The following is a 20792-nucleotide window of genomic DNA, read 5'->3' on the forward strand; positions in this document are numbered from 1 at the left end:
TTTCCGGCCGCTAACTGATGTTAGCGGCTTTTTTTTTGCCTGAGGTAGCACTACCATACGGTATACCTCAGCCAAAAGGAGTTACCGATGAAACTGTTCTACAAACCGGGCGCTTGTTCTCTCGCTTCCCACATCACGCTTCGTGAGAGCGGTAAAGATTTCACGCTGGATGGTGTTGATCTGATGAAGAAACGTCTGGAAAACGGCGATGATTTTTTCGCGGTAAACCCAAAAGGTCAAGTCCCCGCGCTGCTGCTGGATGACGGAACGCTACTGACCGAAGGCGTCGCCATCATGCAATACCTGGCAGACAGCGTGCCAGACCGTCAGCTCCTGGCCCCTACAAGCAGCCTCTCCCGTTACAAAACCATCGAATGGCTTAACTACATTGCGACAGAGCTGCATAAAGGCTTTACACCACTTTTCCGTCCCGATACGCCGGAGGACTTCAAGCCAACCGTTCGCGCGCTGCTGGAGAAAAAAATGCAGTATGTGAATGACTCGCTGAAAGATAACCCATGGATCTGTGGCTCGCGCTTCAGCATTGCGGACGCTTATCTGTTCACCGTGCTGCGCTGGGCCTATGCGGTGAAGCTGAATATGGCCGGTTTAAGCAATATAGACGCGTATATGGCGCGGATGGCTGAACGCCCGGCGGTTGCAGCGGCGTTGAAAGCTGAAGGGTTAAATTAACTGCTGTTGCCGGGTAGCGCTGGCGCTTACCCGGCCTATAGTCAAACCAATGCCCGATAAGCGAGAGCGCCATCGGGCATTGATTACAGCTGCGTCGCGCTGAAGTAATGTTCAGGCCTGGCGATAGAATCCTGCGCGGCCACCACCTGCAACTCATACTCGTGCATCTCTTTGGTGGCGATCATCACTTCATACACCGCCGCTGTCACATGCTCAAGCGCCTGCTGTAAAGACGCCCCCTGCAACAGTTTAACCAGCAACAAGCCACTGGTGACATCACCGACGCCAACGGGCTGACGAGCGCCAAAATCAACTAACGGTCGGCTGATGTGCCACGCCTGGTCGGCTGTGACCAACAACATCTCGAAACGATCTGAGCTAATACCTGCACGAGCCAGATGCTTCACCAGCACAATTGCCGGTCCTTGCGCAATGAGCTCACGTGCGGCTGCCACTGCCTCATTGACGCTGTTAACCGCGTGTTCGCACAAAATTTCGAGTTCAACCAGATTCGGGGCGATAATGTCGCTGGCCGGCAACGAATGGCGCACGTGAAACTCAGCGACGCCGGGTGCAACGATACACCCTTTCTCCGGATGCCCCATCACCGGGTCGCAGAAGTATTTCGCCTGCGGATTGGCCGCTTTCACCTGGCGTACAATATCCAGAATATGCTCGCCCTGCTCTGCTGAACCAAGATAACCGCTCAGGACTGCGTCACAGGTCTGAAGTTTATCAATATCGGCAATACCCTGAACGATTTCGGTCAGGTGGCTCGGCGGCATAACGCAACCGGTCCATTTACCGTATTGTGTATGGTTAGAAAACTGAACGGTATTCAGCGGCCAGACATTTGCGCCAAGACGACGCATTGGAAACTCTGCTGCACTATTGCCCGCATGACCAAAAACAACGTGGGACTGGATGGCGAGGATATTCTTCATTTTGCTTACCACAACCCTGAAAAAATAAAGGGGCGTAGTTTCCCACGCCCCTGCTAACTAAATCTTACTTCCAGCAAATCAGACAATAATTCTTCTTACCACGGCGCAGTAAGGTGTAGCGCCCGAACAGGATATCACTCTCCTGGAAGAAATATTCCGGATCAGATTGCTTCTCACCATTGATGGTCACCGCGTTTGACGCGATGGTCTTACGTGCCTGACCGCGAGAAGGCTGCAGTTCGGAGTCCACCAGCGCCTGCATCAGATCGGCACCCTTATCCATTTCGATCATCGGCACACCATCCTGCGCCAGCTGTTCGAAATCAGCTTCGCTCAAATCGCTCAAATTACCGTTGAACAAACTTTCGGTAATGCGTTTTGCCGCAACCAGACCTTCTTCACCGTGAACCAGACGCGTGACCTGTTCGGCCAGTACATACTGGGCACGCGGTGCTTTACCGCTGTTTTTATCTTCTTCTTCCAGCGCATTGATCTCTTCAATGTCCATGAAAGTGAAGAATTTCAGGAAGCGATAAACGTCCGCATCGGCGGTGTTGATCCAGAACTGGTAGAATTTATAAGGGCTGGTTTTCTTCGGATCCAGCCACACAGCGCCGCCTTCAGTCTTACCGAATTTGGTGCCGTCAGCTTTAGTGATCAGCGGAACGGTCAGACCAAATACCTGATTCTGATGCAGACGACGGGTCAAATCGATACCTGAAGTAATGTTACCCCACTGGTCTGAACCACCAATCTGCAGCGCCACGCCGTGCAGTTTATTCAGACAGGCAAAGTCATAACCCTGCAGCAGATTGTAAGAAAACTCGGTAAAGGAGATCCCTTGATCGTCGCGGTTCAGACGCTGCTTCACCGCTTCTTTGTTGATCATCTGGTTAACAGAGAAGTGTTTGCCGATATCACGCAGGAAGGTCAGTACGTTCATACCGCCAAACCAGTCGTAGTTATTCGCAGCAATCGCCGAGTTGTCGCCACAGTCGAAATCGAGGAACGGCGCAACCTGTTTGCGGATTTTGTCCACCCACTCCTGCACGGTGTCTTCGGTATTCAGTTTACGCTCGGCGGCTTTAAAGCTCGGGTCACCAATCAGACCGGTTGCGCCACCTACCAGTGCGACAGGTTTATGGCCTGCCTGCTGGAAGCGTTTCAGGCATAACAATGGAACCAGATGCCCCAAATGCAAGCTGTCAGCGGTAGGATCGAAGCCGCAATAGAGCGCGATCGGGCCTTGCGCCAGTCGCTCTGCTAACGCTTCCTCGTCCGTCACCTGGGCCACCAGCCCCCGCTCTTGCAATTGTTTAATCAAGTTACTGCTTGCCATCAAAATCTCCATGTATAAAACGACTGCACCTTTGCCGGTACACGACTTTTCGCCTGATGCGAAAGAAACATAGAATAAAGCGCCGGATTGTTCAGCACCAGCGCTTAAAACAAGAAATTTGCATCTTTAGGGAGCCAGGCGATCAATTTTCCACGCGTTATCTTCGCGTTGGTATAAAAAACGATCGTGTAAGCGGTTTTCACCACCCTGCCAGAACTCCATTTGTTCAATACTCACACGAAAGCCGCCCCAGAAACTGGGCAGAGGCACTTCCCCTTGCTGAAACTTCTGTTTCAGTTCGAGGAATTTGCTTTCGAGAATACCGCGAGCGGAGATCCGACTGGATTGTTTAGATACCCAGGCGCCAATCTGGCTGTCGCGTGGGCGACTGTGGAAGTATTTGACCACTTCGAGTGTGGAAAGACGCTCAGCCTTACCGATAACCATCACCTGCCGTTCCAGCGTGTGCCAGGGGAACAAGAGGCTAATGCGTGGGTTTTTCTCGATCTGATGCGCCTTACGGCTACCGAGGTTGGTATAGAACACCAGCCCTTTATCATCATAATGTTTGAGCAACACGATACGCTGATACGGCTGACCATTTTCATCGACGGTCGCAACGACCATCGCGGTGGGATCGGCGAGTTTGGCATCACAGGCTTGCCCCAGCCAGCGCTCAAACAGTGCAAGGGGGTCGGCGGGAAGATCGCGGCGGCGAAGACCGCCTTTCGTGTATTCACGGCGCAGATGCGCTATTTGCTGCAATTCGTCGTTATCAGACATGATGTTGGCTACGGATTGTCAGTGGGTGACGCTATTGTGCGCCGCCCAGGTGAAAATCTCAACGCTTCGGGTTCTGTAACTGACAGTTATTTAGCACAATTCTGTCTCGTTTATAGACCGTTGCCTCGTTGCCTTTAGACCAGAAGACGTAGATACCATCGGTATAGCGCGCACCTGATGCCGACACGCCCTGTTTGAGGTTCAGTAGCTGATTATCATATACAAAGCTTGCCATCTGACGGGTATTGTTCAACTTCACGGTAAGCGGTTTTTCGTCACAACGATATTCCAGCGTATCCGTTTGCATACGCTCGACAAATTGGTTGTACACACTACACCCGCTAAGCAATACCGGCAGACACACTAACAACAGTTTTTTCATAGCCATATCCTGAAGACTTTCCTGGTCCTGGAGGGTAATGGCACCCTCCCTATTATTCCTAGTTTACCGGCATATGGCGCTGAATAATTTCAGTTAACTCTGAGTTCGTGGGTTAGCTGGATAAATCGCCCCTAAAACGCTCGGCTCTGATGCGCCGGTGACTGAAGGCAGATTTCCCGGTAACCCTGCCAGCGTTCGCCACGCCAGCCAGGCAAAGGCTAACGCTTCCATATCGTCGCCGCTAATCCCGGCTTCATCGGTTGAGGTGACCTCTGTACCCGGCAATAATGCCGCCAGACGCATCATCAACAGCGGATTACGGCTTCCTCCCCCGCAGACCATGAGTCGTTCACAGCCGCCGCTGAGCAAGACCTGCTCTGAAATAGTCACCGCGGTCAGTTCGGCAAGCGTCGCCTGTACATCCCGCGGACTTATACCCGGGAACTGCGACAGATGACGTTCTATCCAGCCATAATTGAAATACTCACGACCGGTGCTTTTGGGTGAAGGCGCAGAAAAATAAGGATCGCTAAGCATATTTTGCAGTAAAGGCAGGATCACCGTTCCTGAACTGGCCCACTGCGCATCTTTGTCGTAGGGTTGACCACATTGCCGCCAGATCCAGGCATCCATCAGCATATTGCCAGGTCCGGTATCGTAGCCGCGAACGGGTTGCTGGGGAATAAGCAGAGACAAATTGGCAATTCCGCCGATGTTTAGCACCATCCGCCGCTCCGTTGGATGAGCCAGCAGCGCCTGATGAAAAGCCGGAACCAACGGTGCCCCCTGCCCGCCGAGGGCGATATCGCGGCGGCGAAAATCGCCTACTACGGTTATCCCTGTGCGTGCCACAATCTGATTATTGTCGCCAATTTGCAGCGTGTGCGGCGCGGGGCCTGTCGGTTCATGCCACACGGTTTGCCCATGACAACCGATCGCAACAATGTCCTGCGGTTTCATCTTTTCCTGCGCCAGCAGGGCATTCACCGCCTCAGCAAACAGATAACCGAGCTGTGCATCCAGTTGCCCAAACTGAGAAAGCGTAAGCTGCTGACCCTGACAGATATCCAGAATCGCTTGTTTTACATGACCAGGAATAGGCCAGCTCAGACTCGCCTGTTGCGCAACCATCGTTTCATCTATTGTCGCCAGCACAACATCGACGCCATCAAGGCTGGTTCCAGACATTACACCGATAAAACGGCCCGATTTCATATGTCATCCTTTTAAGCAAATTAGCCTTGACACTCAACCATAAAGTGCCGAGTAATGCCATGCTTCCTTAATGATTTTTGATGGCTAATCATTACAATGGATGCTTTATTACATCAATTATATGAATGATTCGTTTATACTCGGTATATCCGATTTCAGTTAAGATTTTCATATTGTTCCAGTAGAACATGTGAACTTGGGTTCACAAATGCCATATAATTTAGTCATGAAGGGTGCTTATTGAGCATTTCGTGGCGACAAAGGAGATTTGTAAATGATTAAACGTGTGCTGATTGTTTCATTAATGGGCGTATCTTTAGCGGGCTGCGTTAACAATGATAGCCTTTCGGGCGACGTATATACCGCATCCGAAGCGAAACAAGTTCAGAACGTGACCTACGGTACGATTGTTCATGTTCGTCCGGTGCAAATCCAGGGTGGTGATGACGCAAACGTGATTGGCGCTATTGGCGGTGCGGTACTCGGCGGGTTCCTCGGTAACACCGTTGGCGGCGGTACGGGTCGTTCATTAGCGACTGCTGCAGGCGCCGTTGCCGGCGGCGTAGCGGGTCAAAGCGTACAAGGTGCGATGAATAAAACCCAGGGTGTGGAACTGGAAATCCGTAAGGACGACGGTAATACCATTATGGTGGTTCAGAAACAGGGTGCGACCAAGTTTTCAGCCGGTCAACGCGTTGTTATGGCAAACAACGGCAGCCAGGTTACCGTGTCTCCACGCTAATCGAATTTACGTGTGGTCAGACTCTGGCCACACGCTATCTTCTGTATCAGCCTTGTGACTGTAGCTCAATAATATTATGTTCCAGTCTGGCGACCAGTTTAATCAGCAGATCAATTTCCTCAGCTGAAATCCCTTCCAAAATTTCTCCACGTGTTTTGTTGATAACCGCTTCCATATCCGCGATCAGCGGCTCTGCTTTTTCTGTCAGTCTAATTCTCTTTGCCCGGCGATCGCTGGCGCAAGTCTGGCGTGAAATGAGTCCCTTTTCTTCCAGTTGGTCAAGCGTACGTACTAGCGAAGGCTGTTCGATGCCAATCGCTTTCGCCAACTGAATCTGCGATTGATCGGGCGGCAATTGATGAATGTTGTGCAGCGTAACCCAATGGGTCTGCGTCAACTCCAGAGGTTTCAGGCGATGGTCAATCAGAGCACGCCAAATGCGCACCAACCGTGCCAGATCAGAACCTAATGGCGATTCCAATTTCATCTCCTTATAATTAGCTTGCTAAGTTATTGTGCTGATTTTAGAATAGTGTGCAGCATTTGTATTGCCAAAACAAATGTATTGCCAAATTTGCTTACCGGCAGACATTTTTTCAGACATTATGCGTTACAGAGACTCGTTGTCTCTTTTTTGCTAAACCTATAGCGATGCTCTCTTCCGCCAAGGATTTTGCCCGTGAAGTTTATGTTTAATGCAACAGGATTGCCCCTACAAGATTTAATGATCGGCGCATCTGTCTACTTCCCGCCTGTTTTCAAGGCATTTGTAGCAGGATTCCTTCTCTGGCTGGTTGTTCATCGCCTGCTTCGCGACTGGATTTATTCCGGCGAAATCTGGCATCCCCTGTTAATGGATCTGTCCCTCTTTACGCTATGCGTATGTCTGGCCTTTGTCATGCTGATTGTGTGGTGATTATGTCGCTTAAAACCGTTAAATACTTCTCCACGATTATAGTCGCTGCAATCGCAGTTTTCGCAGGATGGTGGATGTGGAATTACTATATGCAATCGCCCTGGACCCGTGACGGCAAAGTGCGCGCTGAGCAGGTCAGCATCACGCCGCAGGTTTCGGGCAGTATCAGCGAACTCAACATAAAAGATAACCAGTTTGTGAATGAAGGCGATGTCCTGTTTGTTATCGACAAGACGCCATTTCACATTGCTGAACTGAATGCACAAGCCCAGTTGGCTAAAGCACAGTCCGATCTGGCAAAAGCCAATAACGAGGCCAACCGCCGCCGTCACTTATCGCAAAATTATATCTCTGCCGAAGACCTGGATACCGCCAACCTCAACGTGAAAGCCATGCAGGCGAGCGTTAAAGCAGCAGAGGCCAGTCTGCGCCAGGCACAGTGGCAACTGACACAAACGGTGGTCAAAGCCCCCGTGGCAGGCTGGGTCACCAACCTTTCAATCCGTACCGGAGACTACGCCTCAACCGGTAAACCCCTGTTTGCCCTTGTCGACAGTCAATCTTTTTATGTAATGGGGTATTTTGAAGAAACCAAATTGCGCCATATTCGCGAAGGTGCGCCTGCGCTGATCACCCTCTACAGTGGCAATATAAAGTTACAGGGTCACGTATCCAGTATTGGTCGTGCCATCTACGACCAAAGTGTGGAAAGTGACTCCGGCCTGATCCCCGATATTAAACCTAACGTGCCGTGGGTGCGCCTGGCGCAACGTGTTCCGGTGCGCATCGAATTCGACGAGCCAGTGCAGGGTATCACGCTGGTTTCAGGTACGACCTGCAGCGTGTCTATCGGTCAGCGTAAATGAAACTGCCCCATCTGACACCTGGCAATTTGCCGTGGTTTAAAGCCACGGCGGCGCAGTGGCGCTATGCACTGCGAAACACCATTGCGATGTGTCTGGCGTTAACGTTCGCCTATTACCTGAATCTGGATGAACCCTACTGGGCGATGACCTCGGCGGCGGTGGTCAGCTTTCCTACTGTTGGTGGGGTTATCAGTAAAAGCCTCGGTCGCGTTGCGGGTAGCTTGCTTGGTGCCACCGCCGCCTTAATTATTGCCGGACATGCTCTCAATGAGCCGTGGTTGTTTTTGCTCTGCATGTCGCTGTGGATTGGTTTTTGTACCTGGGCCTGTGCCCATTTTACCAATAACGTCGCTTACGCCTTTCAATTGGCGGGCTACACCGCGGCAATCATTGCGTTTCCCATGGTTAATACCATTGAGATTACGCAGTTGTGGAATATCGCGCAGGCCCGCGTGTGCGAGGTTATCGTGGGTATCCTGTGCGGTGGGATGATGATGATGATCCTGCCCAGCACCTCCGATGGCACCACGTTACTTACCGCGCTGAAAAACATGCATTCTCGTTTACTGGAACATGCCAGCTTACTCTGGCAACCGGAGACAACGGACGCCATTCGTACGGCTCATGAAAGTGTCATCGGGCAGATCCTGACCATGAACCTGCTGCGTATACAGGCGTTCTGGAGCCACTACCGCTTTCGCCGTCAAAATGCGTTGCTCAATTCGCTGTTGCACCAGCAGTTGCGTATGACCAGCGTGATTTCCAGTCTGCGCAGGATGTTGCTGAACTGGCCTAATCCCCCGGTCAATACCCGGGAGGTCATCGAGCAGTTGCTCAGCGCGCTGGTCAAATCCAATACCGACAGCTACACCGTTGCGCGTATTATTGCCCCTCTTCGCCCAACCGATGCGCGCGACTACCGACACGTCGCTTTCTGGCAACGGTTACGCTATTTTTGCCGAATTTACCTGCGCAGTAGCCATTACCTGCATTTACTTGAAAATGGGGTCACTGCGGAACAGATTAATGTTGACCGTACGCCAGGTCTTGCGCGCCACACTGATAATGCGGAAGCCATCTGGAGCGGGTTGCGTACATTCTGCACGTTGATGCTTATCGGCGCATGGAGCATTGGCGCACAATGGGAATCAGGATCTGGCGCGCTCACGCTCGCAGCCATCAGCAGCGTTCTGTATTCTACCGTCGCTACACCATTCAAGTCACTTTCGCTGCTGATGCGCACGCTGGTTCTGCTGTCGCTGTTTAGCTTCGTGGTTAAGTTTGGCCTGATGGTGCAAATTTCCGATCTCTGGCAATTCATTCTTTTTCTCTTCCCGCTTCTCGCCACCATGCAACTCCTGAAGCTACAAATGCCTGCGCTGGCGGGCCTGTGGGGACAGCTGATCGTGTTTATGGGATCGTTTATCGCGGTAACCAATCCGCCGGTTTATGATTTCGCTGATTTCCTGAATGACAATATGGCGAAAATCATCGGCGTGGCGCTGTCCTGGCTGGCCTTCGCTATTCTGCGTCCAGGTTCAGATGCGCGGAAAAGTCGGCGTCATATTCGTGCCCTGCGTAGGTATTTTGTCGATCAGCTGAGTCGACGTCCCTCACTCAGTGAAAACGAATTTGAGTCGCTGACCTATCACCACGTCAGCCAGCTTAGCAACAGTCAGGACGCGCTGGCGAGACGCTGGTTATTGCGTTGGGGAGTAGTTTTGTTGAACTGCTCACACGTGGTGTGGCAGCTTCGCACATGGGAGGCGCGTTCAGATCCACTCGCTCGCGTCAGGGACGTATGTATCTTACTGCTCCGTGACGTGATGAGTGAACGTGGCGTCCAGCAACGACCGCTGAATGCCACGCTAAATCAGTTACAGCGCATCTGCGATACGCTTGCCCACCATCATCAACCTGCCGCGCAGGAACTGTCTGCGCTTGTCTGGCGGCTACACTGTTCGCTTTCGCAACTCGAACAAGCGCCGCCGCCGGGTACACTAAGCAGTTGATTATTTAATAACGCCACAAGCGTAGCGCGCTCCGCCACCGCCCAGCGGTTTCGGTTGATCGGACATATTATCGCCGCCCACATGGATCATCAGCGCCTTACCTTTCACCTCGTCGAGCGTTTTCAGCCGCGGTGCAAAAACTGGTGTTGTGGCGTTCCCGTCGTTATTTACCAGTAACAGCGGCAGGTCGCCCATGTGACCTGCGCCTTCCGGCCCTTCGTGTTTGCCAGTTTTGTGTGGATCATAATGGCCTCCGGCCGATTCTGCGGCTGAAGCTTTTCCTTCCTTAATAGCCGGTTGACAGCTGCCATTCGCATGCACATGGAAGCCATGTTCACCTGGCGGCAGCGCTCTAAGATCGGGCGTAAACTCCAGTCCTTTCGCGGTTTCAGCAATAGTGACCGTACCAATCGCCTGGCCGACGCCTTGCGACGTTACCAGATTCATCGTCACCTTTTCTTCACTGGCAGCCTGTGCACTTGCACAGGCGAGTAATGTGATAATGGCCAAACTCAAACGCTTCATAAGAACTCCGTCCAAAGGGTGTCTGATTGATAAGTGTAAACCAGTGACGCTAATTTGAACGGTAAAGCGCTGAAAACGCGATTAAGGTACGTCGTAACCCAGGGCGGCTTTACGAATACGGAACCACTGCTGGCGAGACATGTCCAGTGACTCAGACTCAATGGCGGCGCGGACACGTTCTATCTTACCTGAGCCAATAATTGGCAGCGGCTGGGACGGCAGGCGTAAAATCCAGGCGTACACCACCTGCTCAATAGACTGCGCGTTTAACTCTTCTGCGATCGCGGCAAGTTCATTGCGTAATGGCTGGAACGCATCGTCATTAAACAAGCGACCGCCACCAAGGCAGGACCAGGCCATTGGACGAATACGCAGTTGCTGCAGTTGATCTAAAGTACCATCCAGCAGGAGCGGCTGATGTACCGGAGAGATCTCAACCTGGTTGGTTGCCAGCGTAAACGGTAGACGCGATTGCAGCAGTGAAAACTGTGCGGGAGTGAAATTAGAAACGCCAAAGTGACGTACTTTGCCGCTATGGTGTAATTTTTTAAAAGCGTCTGCTACGTCGTCTGCATCCATAAGCGGGTCAGGACGGTGGATCAGCAGCAGGTCAATATGATCGGTCGCCAGTAATTTCAACGACTGTTCCGCACTGGCAATAATATGCGCACTATCGGTAATGTAATGGCCCAGCACATTTTCCGCGCGTGCTGTCGTCGCGATCCCACATTTAGTCACAATCTGCATTTTTTCACGCAGATGCGGGGCCAGCTTCATTGCCTCGCCAAACGCCGCCTCACACTGGTATCCACCGTAAATATCGGCGTGATCGACGGTGGTAACCCCCAGATCCAGATGCTCTTCAATAAAGCTGACTAACTGGCGCGCGGACATATTCCAGTCCATCAGGCGCCAATACCCCATCACAAAGCGAGAAAATTCAGGACCTTGTGGCGCAATAGTAATACGCTGAACCATAGCAGCTTCCTTATGAGTGAATGTGCATCGAGTATACGCAATTACACTTTTAAAAGAGTGAAGGTTGTTGCGGTTCTTCCGAAGGATTGGGTTTGTTTGCGCGTAATTTACGCATCAGACGCTGACGACAAAGCCGCAGCACTTCCTGCTTTTCGGCATCGCTCATCTTTTGCCAGTTAAAACGCTCATCCCGACTACGAAAACAGCCACGGCAAAAGCCGCGCTCGTCAGACTGACATATTCCACGGCATGGGCTCTGGACGGGGAAAAACTCCAGCTGTTCCGCCACATCCCCTCCTTTAGTAAAATTGATATACTTATTGAAGACGTTAACTGAATTTCTCGCAAGGGGCTATTGCATTAGACCGACTGGTCTATTACACTCCATCTCATGAACAAAGTCACTGAATACGATACACGCGAACATCTGCTGGCGACTGGCGAACAGCTGTGTATGCAGCGCGGCTTCACCGGCATGGGTTTAAGCGAACTACTGAAAACTGCTGAAGTTCCTAAGGGTTCGTTTTATCACTATTTTCGCTCTAAAGAAGCATTCGGTGTCGCGATGCTGGAACGCCACTATGCGGCCTATCATCAGCGACTGGCTACGCATTTTAATACAGGGGCGGGGAATTACCGCGACCGAATACTGGCCTACTATCAGGAAACCCTGAACCAGTTTAGCCAGCACGGGATTATTAGCGGCTGTTTAACTGTAAAACTTTCTGCTGAAGTATGCGATCTGTCAGAAGATATGCGCACAGCGATGGATAAAGGCGCGCGACACATTATTGCGCTGTTAGCGCAGGCGCTGGAGAAAGGTCGGGCCAACCAATGTCTGTCCTTTGTTGGCGAGCCGTTACAGCAAGCGCAGGTCCTGTATGCACTCTGGCTTGGTGCCAACCTGCAGGCCAAGATTTCTCGTAGCGCCACCCCGCTGGAAAATGCGCTGGCGCACGTTAAAAACATCATCACAACGCCTGCCGTTTAACAGGCGTTTTTATTTACTTTATTACTAGACGACCGGTCTATTCAGGAGTGCCACATGTCATCTGAAAAACTGTTTTCCCCACTGAAAGTGGGTGCCATCACGGCAGCTAACCGCGTATTCATGGCGCCACTGACGCGTCTGCGCAGCATCGAGCCTGGCGACATCCCTACTCCGCTGATGGTCGAGTATTACCGTCAACGCGCCAGCGCAGGCCTTATTATCAGCGAAGCCACGCAGATTTCCGCCCAGGCAAAAGGGTATGCTGGAGCCCCCGGCTTACACAGCGAAGCACAAATCGTCGCCTGGAAAAAAATCACTGCGGCTGTACACGCTGAGCAAGGTCATATTGCCGTTCAGTTGTGGCACACCGGGCGCATTTCTCACGCCAGTCTGCAGCCAAATGGACAGGCACCGGTTGCACCTTCTGCAATTATCGCAGGTACCCGCACCTCATTGCGTGATGAAAACGGCCTGGCAACACGCGTCGATACCTCCATGCCGCGCGCTCTGGAAACCGAAGAAATTCCAGGCATTGTAAATGACTTCCGTCAGGCTATAGCCAACGCACGCGAAGCAGGTTTCGACATGGTAGAACTGCACTCCGCTCACGGCTACCTGCTGCACCAGTTCCTGTCACCAACGTCTAACCAGCGTACCGATCAATACGGTGGTAGCGTCGAAAATCGTGCGCGTCTGGTACTGGACGTTGTCGATGCAGGTATTAAAGAATGGGGTGCCGATCGCATTGGTATTCGCATCTCCCCGATTGGCTCTTTCCAGAACGTTGACAACGGTCCGAACGAAGAAGCCGATGCGCTTTATCTGATTGAACAACTGGGCAAACGCGGCATCGCTTACCTGCATATGTCGGAACCTGACTGGGCCGGTGGCGAGCCGTATTCCGATGCGTTTCGCGAAAAAGTTCGCGCGCGTTTTCACGGTCCGATCATTGGCGCGGGCGCCTACACACCAGAAAAAGCAGAATCGCTGATCGAAAAAGGTCTGATCGACGCCGTTGCTTTTGGTCGCGCTTATATCGCTAACCCGGATCTGGTCGCGCGTCTGCAGCGTAAAGCGGAGCTGAATCCACAGCGTGCCGAAAGCTTCTACGGCGGCGGCGCTGAAGGTTACACCGATTATCCTACCCTCTAACGTCACAAACTCAGTTCTGCCATTGATAGCGGTGTAACAACGCCGCTATACTAAAACAACATTTTGAATGTATTAGCCATTTTCGAAGGGGAAAAAGATGCGTTTACTTCATACCATGCTGCGCGTGGGTGACCTGCAGCGTTCCATCGAGTTTTACACCAACGTGCTGGGCATGAAGATGCTGCGTACCAGCGAGAACCCTGAATATAAGTACTCTCTGGCCTTTGTCGGCTACGGCCCGGAAACCAGTGAAGCGGTGATCGAACTGACCTATAACTGGGGTGTCGATAAGTATGAGCTGGGCACAGCCTACGGCCATATCGCCCTGAGTGTAGACAATGCGGCCGAAGCCTGTGAACGTATTCGTCAGAATGGCGGCAACGTAACGCGTGAAGCGGGTCCGGTAAAAGGCGGCACAACAGTGATCGCGTTCGTTGAAGATCCGGACGGTTACAAAATTGAGCTGATCGAAGAGAAAGACGCCGGGCGCGGTCTGGGCGACTAACTTCCCCCTCGGGCGCAGATCGTCTGTGCCCGTAGTTTTATACTCATCATTTTGCCATAATACGTGCTGCAATTTTCCCGTATTAAGAGACCCAGATGTCCGATAACGCTCAACTTTCCGGTCTGTGTGACCGTTTTCGTGGTTTTTATCCTGTCGTCATTGATGTCGAAACCGCAGGGTTCAATGCCAAAACCGATGCGCTGCTTGAGATCGCCGCCATCACACTGAAAATGGATGAACAAGGCTGGCTGATGCCGGACACGACGTTACATTTCCACGTAGAGCCATTTGAAGGCGCGAATTTACAGCCGGAAGCCCTCGCCTTTAACGGTATTGACCCTAACAATCCGCTACGTGGTGCGGTCAGCGAATATGACGCACTGCATGCCATCTTCAAAATGGTACGCAAAGGGATTAAAGACAGCGGCTGCAATCGGGCTATCATGGTGGCGCATAACGCTACCTTCGATCACAGTTTCATGATGGCCGCAGCAGAGCGCGCCTCTCTCAAACGAAATCCATTTCATCCATTTGTCACTTTTGATACTGCGGCATTAAGCGGTCTGTCATTGGGGCAAACGGTGTTGTCAAAAGCATGTCTGGCGGCTGGAATGGAGTTTGACGGGAATCAGGCGCACTCGGCGCTGTATGATACCGAACGGACGGCCGTACTGTTTTGCGAAATCGTTAACCGCTGGAAACGCCTCGGCGGTTGGCCTCTTCCCGTGCCTGAAGAGGCATAACGGATCGATAAAAAAAGCGACCGTCACAGGTCGCTTTTTTATTTCCGCTAAAATTACTCAGCGTCTGGTTCTTCGGTTTTGTATTTCGCCGCTGTTTCTTTAATCAGCTGCTGTAACTCACCGCGCTGGTACATTTCGATCAAAATGTCACAGCCGCCAACCAGCTCACCATCAACCCACAGCTGCGGAAAAGTCGGCCAGTTTGCGTATTTCGGCAGCTCGGCGCGAATATCCGGGTTCTGCAGAATATCAACGTAAGCAAAACGCTCACCACAGGCAGACAACGCCTGCACAGCCTGAGCGGAGAAACCGCAGCTTGGCAGTTTAGGGGAACCTTTCATGTACAGGAGAATCGGGTTTTCAGCGATCTGGCGCTGGATTTTTTCGATAGTGGTGCTCATTATCTTGCTTCCTTAAACTTCTTTTACGGCAGTAGTCTGACATTGTAACGGGTCAGACAGGCAACGGAAAATAACATTTTCATTACGCCTTATTATTTTATCCCCTGACGCTAAAAGTTGCATTCATAATCTCATTTATCCCCTTGAAGCCTGTGGATTTGATTGTCCTTTCACCTGTTCCCACGTTAATTGCTGTTTTTTTTTGCGGTCGGTTACGAAACACAGTTTTAAACAAAAAAAGCTATTAACTTTCCCTCTTTCTATAGATTAGAATCATCAAGTTTTGAAAATCACACGCAGGCACTATAGACCTGCCTTACCAGAGGACTGCTCAGTGGCGCGGATAAACCGAATCTCGATCACGCTCTGTGCTTTACTTTTTACTACACTGCCCTTTACGCCTATGGCTCATGCTTCCAAGCAGGCCAGGACGACAACTACCCAATCCCACCCCATCAAAACGGTAGATAAAAAGAAAAGCGCAACAACCAGCCAAAAAACAACAAAGACCAACAAGAAAACGGCGACAAAGACCTCCAGTAAAACCAGCACCAAAACCGCTTCCTCTTCTAAAAATCGCACTGCCACTCCGGCAAAGTCGACTAAAACTGCAAACCGTCGAGGCAAAACCGCCGCAGCACAAACCGCTGCCGTGACCTGGACTGAAAAATGCACGCCGCGTAAAGGCCATAAGCCACGCTGTGTAAAAGTGAAAACCACGGCTCCGACTACGCTCGCTGACGCACACAAGGTCAAAGTGCAGAAAGCCACTAAAACCGCCATGTCCACGCTGATGAATCAAATAGGCAAGCCTTATCGCTGGGGCGGTACATCGCCAAGAACCGGATTTGACTGCAGCGGTCTGGTCTATTATGCCTATAAAGATCTGGTGAAATTCCGCATTCCCCGTACTGCGAACGAAATGTACCATCTACGTGATGCCGCGCCGATTGAACGTGGCGAACTGAAAAATGGCGATCTGGTCTTTTTCCGTACTCAGGGTCGCGGAACAGCCGATCACGTTGGTGTGTATGTCGGCAACGGAAAATTTATTCAGTCCCCGCGCAGCGGCCGGGAAATTCAAATCACCTCGCTGAGCGAAGATTACTGGCAGCGCCACTATGTGGGCGCTCGCCGGGTAATGACGCCAAAAACAATTCGCTAAAAACTTACCCTACAGAACATGCTGTAGGGTAAGTTCTTCTTTTGCATAACCTTTCAATTTGCTACCCTATCCTTACTCACAATGAGGCTATTGTGTGTACTCAATATAAATAATAAGGAGAGAAGCAATGTCGTTCGAATTACCTGCATTACCGTATGCCAAAGATGCTCTGGTCCCGCACATTTCTGCTGAAACGCTGGAATACCACTATGGCAAACATCACCAGACTTACGTTACTAACCTGAATAACCTGATCAAAGGCACGGCGTTTGAAGGTAAATCACTGGAAGAGATCGTTCGTAGCTCTGAAGGTGGTGTATTCAATAACGCAGCCCAGGTCTGGAACCACACTTTCTACTGGAACTGCCTGGCACCGAACGCAGGTGGCGAACCGACTGGTAAACTGGCCGAAGCCATTGCAGCCTCCTTTGGCAGCTTTGCAGATTTCAAAGCACAGTTCACCGATGCCGCTATCAAAAACTTCGGTTCTGGCTGGACGTGGCTGGTTAAAGGAACGGATGGCAAACTGGCTATCGTTTCAACCTCCAACGCGGGTACGCCGCTGACCACCGACGCGACGCCACTGATGACCGTTGACGTATGGGAACACGCCTACTACATCGACTATCGCAATGCTCGTCCTGGCTACCTGGAACATTTCTGGGCGCTGGTGAATTGGGAGTTTGTTGCGAAGAACTTCGCAGCATAAAAAAGATAACGCAGAAGGGCTTCCTTCTGCGTTTTTGCATTAATTCGCGGTAGTGCAAGCCTCTTCAGGCTGTCTTCTTGCGGAAATGTACACCAGCAGCAGCGCAAGCCCTGCCACAATCGCCCCCATCACAGGCACAAAACTGTAACCCAGGCCACCGGATATCACCGCCCCACCGGCTGCGGCCCCCAGTGCATTCCCCAGGTTAAATGCGCCAATATTGACTGACGATGATAAACCCGGCGCTTCACTGGCAACACGCATCACTCGCATCTGCAACGGTGGAACCACTGCAAATGTCGCCGCACCCCAGACCACCATACTGACCGCCGCGCCAGGCTCATTACGCGCAAGGAAAGGAATGGCCAGCATAATAACCATTAACAGCAGTAAAAAGCCTTTCAACGTACCATTGACTGAACGGTCAGCCAGCTTGCCGCCAAAATAGTTACCGATTGAGAAGCCCACGCCAATCAGCACCAGCATACCGGTCACAAATGCTGGTGTGGCATGAGTGATAGTGTGCAGCACCGGTGAGATGTAGGTATAAAGCGTGAACATCGCCCCTGCTCCCAGCACGGTCGTCAGCAGAGCCGACAGCACCTGAGGACGCATAAGTACCGCCAGTTCGCTGCGTACATCCGGACGCTCTCCCGCCCCGCCTTTGGGTAATGAGAAGAACAGACTGACCATGGCGATAACGCCGAGCCCTGCCGTTGCCATGAACGACATGCGCCAGCCGATGCTTTCACCAAGCCAGGTCGCCGCCGGAACGCCGCCAATATTGGCAATGGTTAACCCCATAAACATGGTTGCCACGGCACTGGCCTGTTTATGTTTGGGCACCACACTTGCAGCAACCACAGAGCCAAGGCCGAAAAATGCCCCGTGATTAAGACTGGTCAAAATGCGCGATAACATCAGCGTGGAGTAATCCGGTGAAATCGCCGAGAGGACATTACCCAACGTGAAAATCGCCATCAGGAAAATCAACGCATTACGTCGCGCACGATGAGACAATAATAATGTCATCAGCGGAGCCCCCACCATCACGCCAACCGCATACGCGCTGATTAACATGCCGGCGGCCGGAATCGAAACATCCACTCCTTTGGCTATGACGGGCAATAATCCCATTGGCGAAAATTCGGTGGTGCCAATGCCAAACGCTCCGATCGCCAGCGCCAGTAAAGGATAATTGAGTTTCATATTGCGACTCCGTAACGTCGAGCCGTGGCGCGACATAAAATAAGAGTCAAAAGCATGACATTGATCGCAAAATTAATAAAGTTAACAAAATTGCAAAAGACTTTTGCTTATTCGCAAACAATAGAAGAGATAGACGAGCGGAAAGAGTGAGGGAGAGCTAACTCCCTCGAGGAAATTAATGCAGCGCTGCGGTCAGGCCACCCGCGACGATCAAACCCAGAACAATAATGGTAGTCACTAACGAAAATTTCAGATCGGTGCTCATCAAGTTTTCTCCTTTTTATTCCCACACAAAAAGTGATATTGCGCATTTTTACACACTTGAAAGCAAAAATCTCTCACGATTTATATTGATAACTGCTTTTAACTCTTCCCCTTTTCGTTAAGATCAGACAAAATTCCACGCTTACTTGATTAGCGTACCGGCCATTGACCCCTTCCTGACGTTCCGTGTCGTTTTCCCGGCGTGCCGCAACCCTTACGTTGCGTTAAGGGTGTGTGAAGGCAAACGTTTACCTGGAGTATTCTCAGGAGCTTAGGATATGGTCTGGAGTGAGATGTAATGGCAACAATTAAAGATGTAGCGAAGCGAGCAAACGTTTCCACTACAACCGTATCACACGTGATTAACAAGACGCGCTTTGTCGCGGAAGAAACGCGTAATGCTGTCTGGGCGGCAATCAAAGAGCTGCACTATTCTCCGAGCGCAGTTGCGCGCAGCCTGAAGGTGAATCACACCAAGTCTATTGGCTTGCTGGCCACCAGCAGTGAAGCGGCCTATTTCGCTGAAATTATCGAAGCCGTTGAGAAAAACTGTTTCCAGAAAGGCTATACCCTGATTCTGGGTAACGCATGGAACAGCCTTGAAAAACAGCAGGCTTATCTGTCGATGATGGCGCAAAAGCGCGTTGATGGTCTGCTGGTGATGTGCTCTGAGTATCCGGAGTCGCTGCTTTCGATGCTCGAAGAATACCGCCATATCCCGATGGTCGTCATGGACTGGGGCGAGGCCAAAGCCGACTTTACCGATACCGTCATTGATAATGCCTTCGAAGGTGGTTACATGGCGGGTCGGTATCTGGTCGAACGCGGTCATCGTGAGATTGGCGTGATCCCAGGCCCAATGGAACGTAACACCGGAGCCGGGCGTCTGGCTGGCTTTATGAAAGCGATGGAAGAAGCGCTGATAAAAGTACCGGACAACTGGATTGTCCAGGGGGATTTTGAGCCTGAATCCGGCTATCGCGCCATGCAGCAAATTCTGTCACAGCCGCATCGTCCGACCGCCGTCTTCTGTGGTGGCGATATCATGGCGATGGGTGCGCTGTGCGCCGCTGATGAGATGGGACTGCGGGTACCGCAGGATATCTCGCTTATCGGCTACGACAACGTGCGCAACGCCCGTTTCTTCACGCCGGCTCTGACGACCATTCACCAGCCTAAAGATTCGCTCGGTGAAACGGCCTTCAATATGCTGTTAGACCGTATCGTGAATAAACGTGAAGAGTCGCAATCTATCGAGGTGCATCCGCGTCTGGTAGAGCGTCGCTCCGTTGCCGACGGCCCGTTCCGCGATTACCGTCGTTAAGACCGTTGTGCGGGAGCCTCATCTGGCTCCCGCAGCCACTCTTTGTTCAGCGTTTCGCTATCCCCTAAATAGTCCAACAGCCAGCTCAATGCAGGTGACGTATCGTTCTGTTGCCATGTCAGACAGCATGCGGCATCAGGAAATGGATTTTCCAGCTGTAGCGCGACCCACTTGCCGCTATCGATCCACGGTTTGGCAAAATGCGTCGGTACCATGCCAACACACAACCCTGCGGATAAGCAGGTAGCGGAAGATTCCCAGTCAGGCACCACGACACGTTTTTGGTTATCCAGCAGCCAGGTAATGCGTTTTGGCAGCGTACGGGAAGTATCTTCACGCACCAGCGACGGCCAGTTGCGCAACGTGTCGTCGCTAAGCGGCCCAGGCATTGACGCCAACGGATGATGGCTGGCCACCACGCAACTCCAGCTCAGCATTCCCATGTCGCGAAAGGTATAGCGTCCCCCCACCGGAATCGCCTGCGTGGCGCCAATTGCCAGCTCAACGCGGCCATCGGACAGCGCATCCCAGACGCCGTTAAACACTTCCTGGAAAACCAACAGTTCCACATCATCAAAATGACGATAGAAATCCACGATCATCTGTCGGGTGCGATCCGGGCGAACAATGTTATCTACCGCAATCGCCAGCTGTCCGCGCCAGCCGTTGGCAATTTGCTGACATTGCTGGCGGGTGATCTGCATTTTTTTGATAACAGAGCGGCCTTCTTTGAGGAACCACGCACCGGCAGGCGTCAACTCCACATCCCGATGACGTCGCTCAAAAAGCGGCACCGCCAGCCACTCTTCCAGCTGACGTACGGTGTAGCTTACCGCTGAGGGTACACGGTGCAACTCCTGCGCGGCCGAACTAAAGCTGCCATTACGCGCAACCGCATCAACCACTTCAAGTGAATATTCCGACCACATATTCT

General features: G+C 51.8%; 24 protein-coding genes and 1 pseudogene. 12 read left to right on the plus strand and 13 right to left on the minus strand.

From position 1 onward, the window contains the following. The first annotated feature begins 87 nt into the window (after positions 1–87). Positions 88–693, plus strand: coding sequence for a glutathione transferase GstA (gstA, locus tag OGY15_RS19445; RefSeq protein WP_151219098.1), 606 nt, complete (start codon positions 88–90; stop codon positions 691–693). Positions 694–776: 83 nt separating this feature from the next. Here the strand turns inward: gstA and pdxY are convergent, their stop codons facing one another. The 5 genes from pdxY to anmK all read right to left on the minus strand — a co-directional run bounded on the left by pdxY (position 777) and on the right by anmK (position 5356). Beyond that, the gene (pdxY, locus tag OGY15_RS19450) at positions 777–1637 is read right to left on the minus strand and encodes a pyridoxal kinase PdxY (RefSeq protein WP_151219097.1); all 861 of its coding nucleotides are present in this window, start codon (positions 1635–1637) and stop codon (positions 777–779) included. A 64-nt stretch (positions 1638–1701) separates the two neighbouring features. Beyond that, positions 1702–2976, minus strand: coding sequence for a tyrosine--tRNA ligase (gene tyrS / locus OGY15_RS19455; protein ID WP_003029168.1), 1275 nt, complete (start codon positions 2974–2976; stop codon positions 1702–1704). A gap of 126 nt (positions 2977–3102) precedes the next feature. Next, entirely contained in the window at positions 3103–3759 is a 657-nt protein-coding gene (gene pdxH / locus OGY15_RS19460) for a pyridoxamine 5'-phosphate oxidase (RefSeq protein WP_087878779.1), read from the minus strand. A gap of 58 nt (positions 3760–3817) precedes the next feature. Further along, positions 3818–4147: a C-type lysozyme inhibitor gene (gene mliC / locus OGY15_RS19465; protein WP_151219096.1), complete on the minus strand. Its 330-nt coding sequence runs from the start codon at positions 4145–4147 to the stop codon at positions 3818–3820. 87 nt (positions 4148–4234) lie between these two features. Then, positions 4235–5356 (minus strand): anhydro-N-acetylmuramic acid kinase, encoded by a 1122-nt coding sequence (gene anmK, locus OGY15_RS19470; RefSeq protein ID WP_151219095.1) that lies wholly within the window; start codon positions 5354–5356, stop codon positions 4235–4237. A 274-nt stretch (positions 5357–5630) separates the two neighbouring features. Between anmK and slyB the strand changes: the two genes are divergently transcribed. After that, positions 5631–6098: an outer membrane lipoprotein SlyB gene (gene slyB / locus OGY15_RS19475; RefSeq protein WP_151219094.1), complete on the plus strand. Its 468-nt coding sequence runs from the start codon at positions 5631–5633 to the stop codon at positions 6096–6098. 46 nt (positions 6099–6144) lie between these two features. On the opposite strand, the gene slyA is transcribed toward slyB, so the two are convergent. Further along, complete coding sequence (gene slyA / locus OGY15_RS19480; protein ID WP_151219093.1) at positions 6145–6585, minus strand: transcriptional regulator SlyA; 441 nt, start codon at positions 6583–6585, stop codon at positions 6145–6147. A gap of 192 nt (positions 6586–6777) precedes the next feature. On the opposite strand from slyA, the gene OGY15_RS19485 reads away from it, so the two are divergent. The 3 genes and pseudogenes from OGY15_RS19485 (at position 6778) to OGY15_RS19495 (ending at position 9917) form a co-directional block, all read left to right on the plus strand. After that, on the plus strand, positions 6778–7014 hold the full coding sequence (locus OGY15_RS19485) for a DUF1656 domain-containing protein (protein WP_103770040.1): 237 nt from the start codon (positions 6778–6780) through the stop codon (positions 7012–7014). Positions 7015–7016: 2 nt separating this feature from the next. Continuing rightward, positions 7017–7880, plus strand: a complete 864-nt coding sequence (locus OGY15_RS19490; RefSeq protein ID WP_210905035.1) for an efflux RND transporter periplasmic adaptor subunit — start codon at positions 7017–7019, stop codon at positions 7878–7880. After that, positions 7877–9917 (plus strand): annotated as a pseudogene (locus OGY15_RS19495) (FUSC family protein). Before OGY15_RS19490 ends, OGY15_RS19495 begins: the two are co-directional and overlap by 4 nt. Here the strand turns inward: OGY15_RS19495 and sodC are convergent. From sodC to OGY15_RS19510, 3 genes are all read right to left on the minus strand, one after another. Continuing rightward, positions 9893–10417, minus strand: coding sequence for a superoxide dismutase [Cu-Zn] SodC (sodC, locus tag OGY15_RS19500; protein WP_151219090.1), 525 nt, complete (start codon positions 10415–10417; stop codon positions 9893–9895). The pseudogene OGY15_RS19495 and the gene sodC overlap by 25 nt on opposite strands. Positions 10418–10498: 81 nt before the next feature. Next, a complete protein-coding gene (locus OGY15_RS19505; protein WP_151219089.1) occupies positions 10499–11395 on the minus strand; it encodes an aldo/keto reductase in 897 nt (298 codons plus the stop codon). Positions 11396–11444: 49 nt separating this feature from the next. Beyond that, positions 11445–11684 carry a DUF1289 domain-containing protein gene (locus tag OGY15_RS19510; protein ID WP_151219088.1) on the minus strand — a complete coding sequence of 80 codons (240 nt, stop codon included), beginning with the start codon at positions 11682–11684 and terminating at the stop codon, positions 11445–11447. Positions 11685–11786: 102 nt separating this feature from the next. Here OGY15_RS19510 and OGY15_RS19515 point away from each other — a divergent pair, with 102 nt between their 5' ends. From OGY15_RS19515 to rnt, 4 genes are all read left to right on the plus strand, one after another. Then, entirely contained in the window at positions 11787–12386 is a 600-nt protein-coding gene (locus OGY15_RS19515; protein WP_286540726.1) for a TetR/AcrR family transcriptional regulator, read from the plus strand. A 54-nt stretch (positions 12387–12440) separates the two neighbouring features. Further along, positions 12441–13538, plus strand: coding sequence for an alkene reductase (locus OGY15_RS19520; protein WP_151225409.1), 1098 nt, complete (start codon positions 12441–12443; stop codon positions 13536–13538). Positions 13539–13635: 97 nt separating this feature from the next. After that, entirely contained in the window at positions 13636–14043 is a 408-nt protein-coding gene (gene gloA / locus OGY15_RS19525; protein ID WP_286540729.1) for a lactoylglutathione lyase, read from the plus strand. 95 nt (positions 14044–14138) lie between these two features. Next, positions 14139–14786 carry a ribonuclease T gene (rnt, locus tag OGY15_RS19530; RefSeq protein ID WP_003029200.1) on the plus strand — a complete coding sequence of 216 codons (648 nt, stop codon included), beginning with the start codon at positions 14139–14141 and terminating at the stop codon, positions 14784–14786. Between the two features lie 53 nt (positions 14787–14839). Here the strand turns inward: rnt and grxD are convergent, their stop codons facing one another. Continuing rightward, positions 14840–15187, minus strand: a complete 348-nt coding sequence (gene grxD / locus OGY15_RS19535) for a monothiol glutaredoxin 4 (protein ID WP_003832760.1) — start codon at positions 15185–15187, stop codon at positions 14840–14842. A gap of 334 nt (positions 15188–15521) precedes the next feature. On the opposite strand from grxD, the gene OGY15_RS19540 reads away from it, so the two are divergent. Beyond that, positions 15522–16352 (plus strand): C40 family peptidase, encoded by an 831-nt coding sequence (locus OGY15_RS19540; protein WP_187252502.1) that lies wholly within the window; start codon positions 15522–15524, stop codon positions 16350–16352. Positions 16353–16479: 127 nt separating this feature from the next. After that, entirely contained in the window at positions 16480–17061 is a 582-nt protein-coding gene (gene sodB / locus OGY15_RS19545) for a superoxide dismutase [Fe] (RefSeq protein ID WP_151219085.1), read from the plus strand. Positions 17062–17100: 39 nt separating this feature from the next. On the opposite strand, the gene OGY15_RS19550 is transcribed toward sodB, so the two are convergent. Both OGY15_RS19550 and cydH read right to left on the minus strand, forming a co-directional pair. After that, positions 17101–18270 (minus strand): MFS transporter, encoded by a 1170-nt coding sequence (locus tag OGY15_RS19550; RefSeq protein ID WP_210905033.1) that lies wholly within the window; start codon positions 18268–18270, stop codon positions 17101–17103. A 175-nt stretch (positions 18271–18445) separates the two neighbouring features. After that, positions 18446–18535 (minus strand): cytochrome bd-I accessory subunit CydH, encoded by a 90-nt coding sequence (gene cydH / locus OGY15_RS19555; protein WP_003029209.1) that lies wholly within the window; start codon positions 18533–18535, stop codon positions 18446–18448. Positions 18536–18832: 297 nt separating this feature from the next. Between cydH and purR the strand changes: the two genes are divergently transcribed. Beyond that, positions 18833–19858, plus strand: coding sequence for an HTH-type transcriptional repressor PurR (purR, locus tag OGY15_RS19560; protein WP_151219082.1), 1026 nt, complete (start codon positions 18833–18835; stop codon positions 19856–19858). On the opposite strand, the gene punR is transcribed toward purR, so the two are convergent. Then, positions 19855–20787 carry a DNA-binding transcriptional activator PunR gene (gene punR / locus OGY15_RS19565; protein WP_151219081.1) on the minus strand — a complete coding sequence of 311 codons (933 nt, stop codon included), beginning with the start codon at positions 20785–20787 and terminating at the stop codon, positions 19855–19857. The genes purR and punR overlap by 4 nt on opposite strands. Positions 20788–20792: the final 5 nt, after the last annotated feature.

Origin of the sequence: Citrobacter sp. Cu231 (genome assembly GCF_030332265.1) — a bacterium.
In the GTDB taxonomy this organism is placed as follows: Bacteria; Pseudomonadota; Gammaproteobacteria; order Enterobacterales; family Enterobacteriaceae; genus Citrobacter; species Citrobacter meridianamericanus.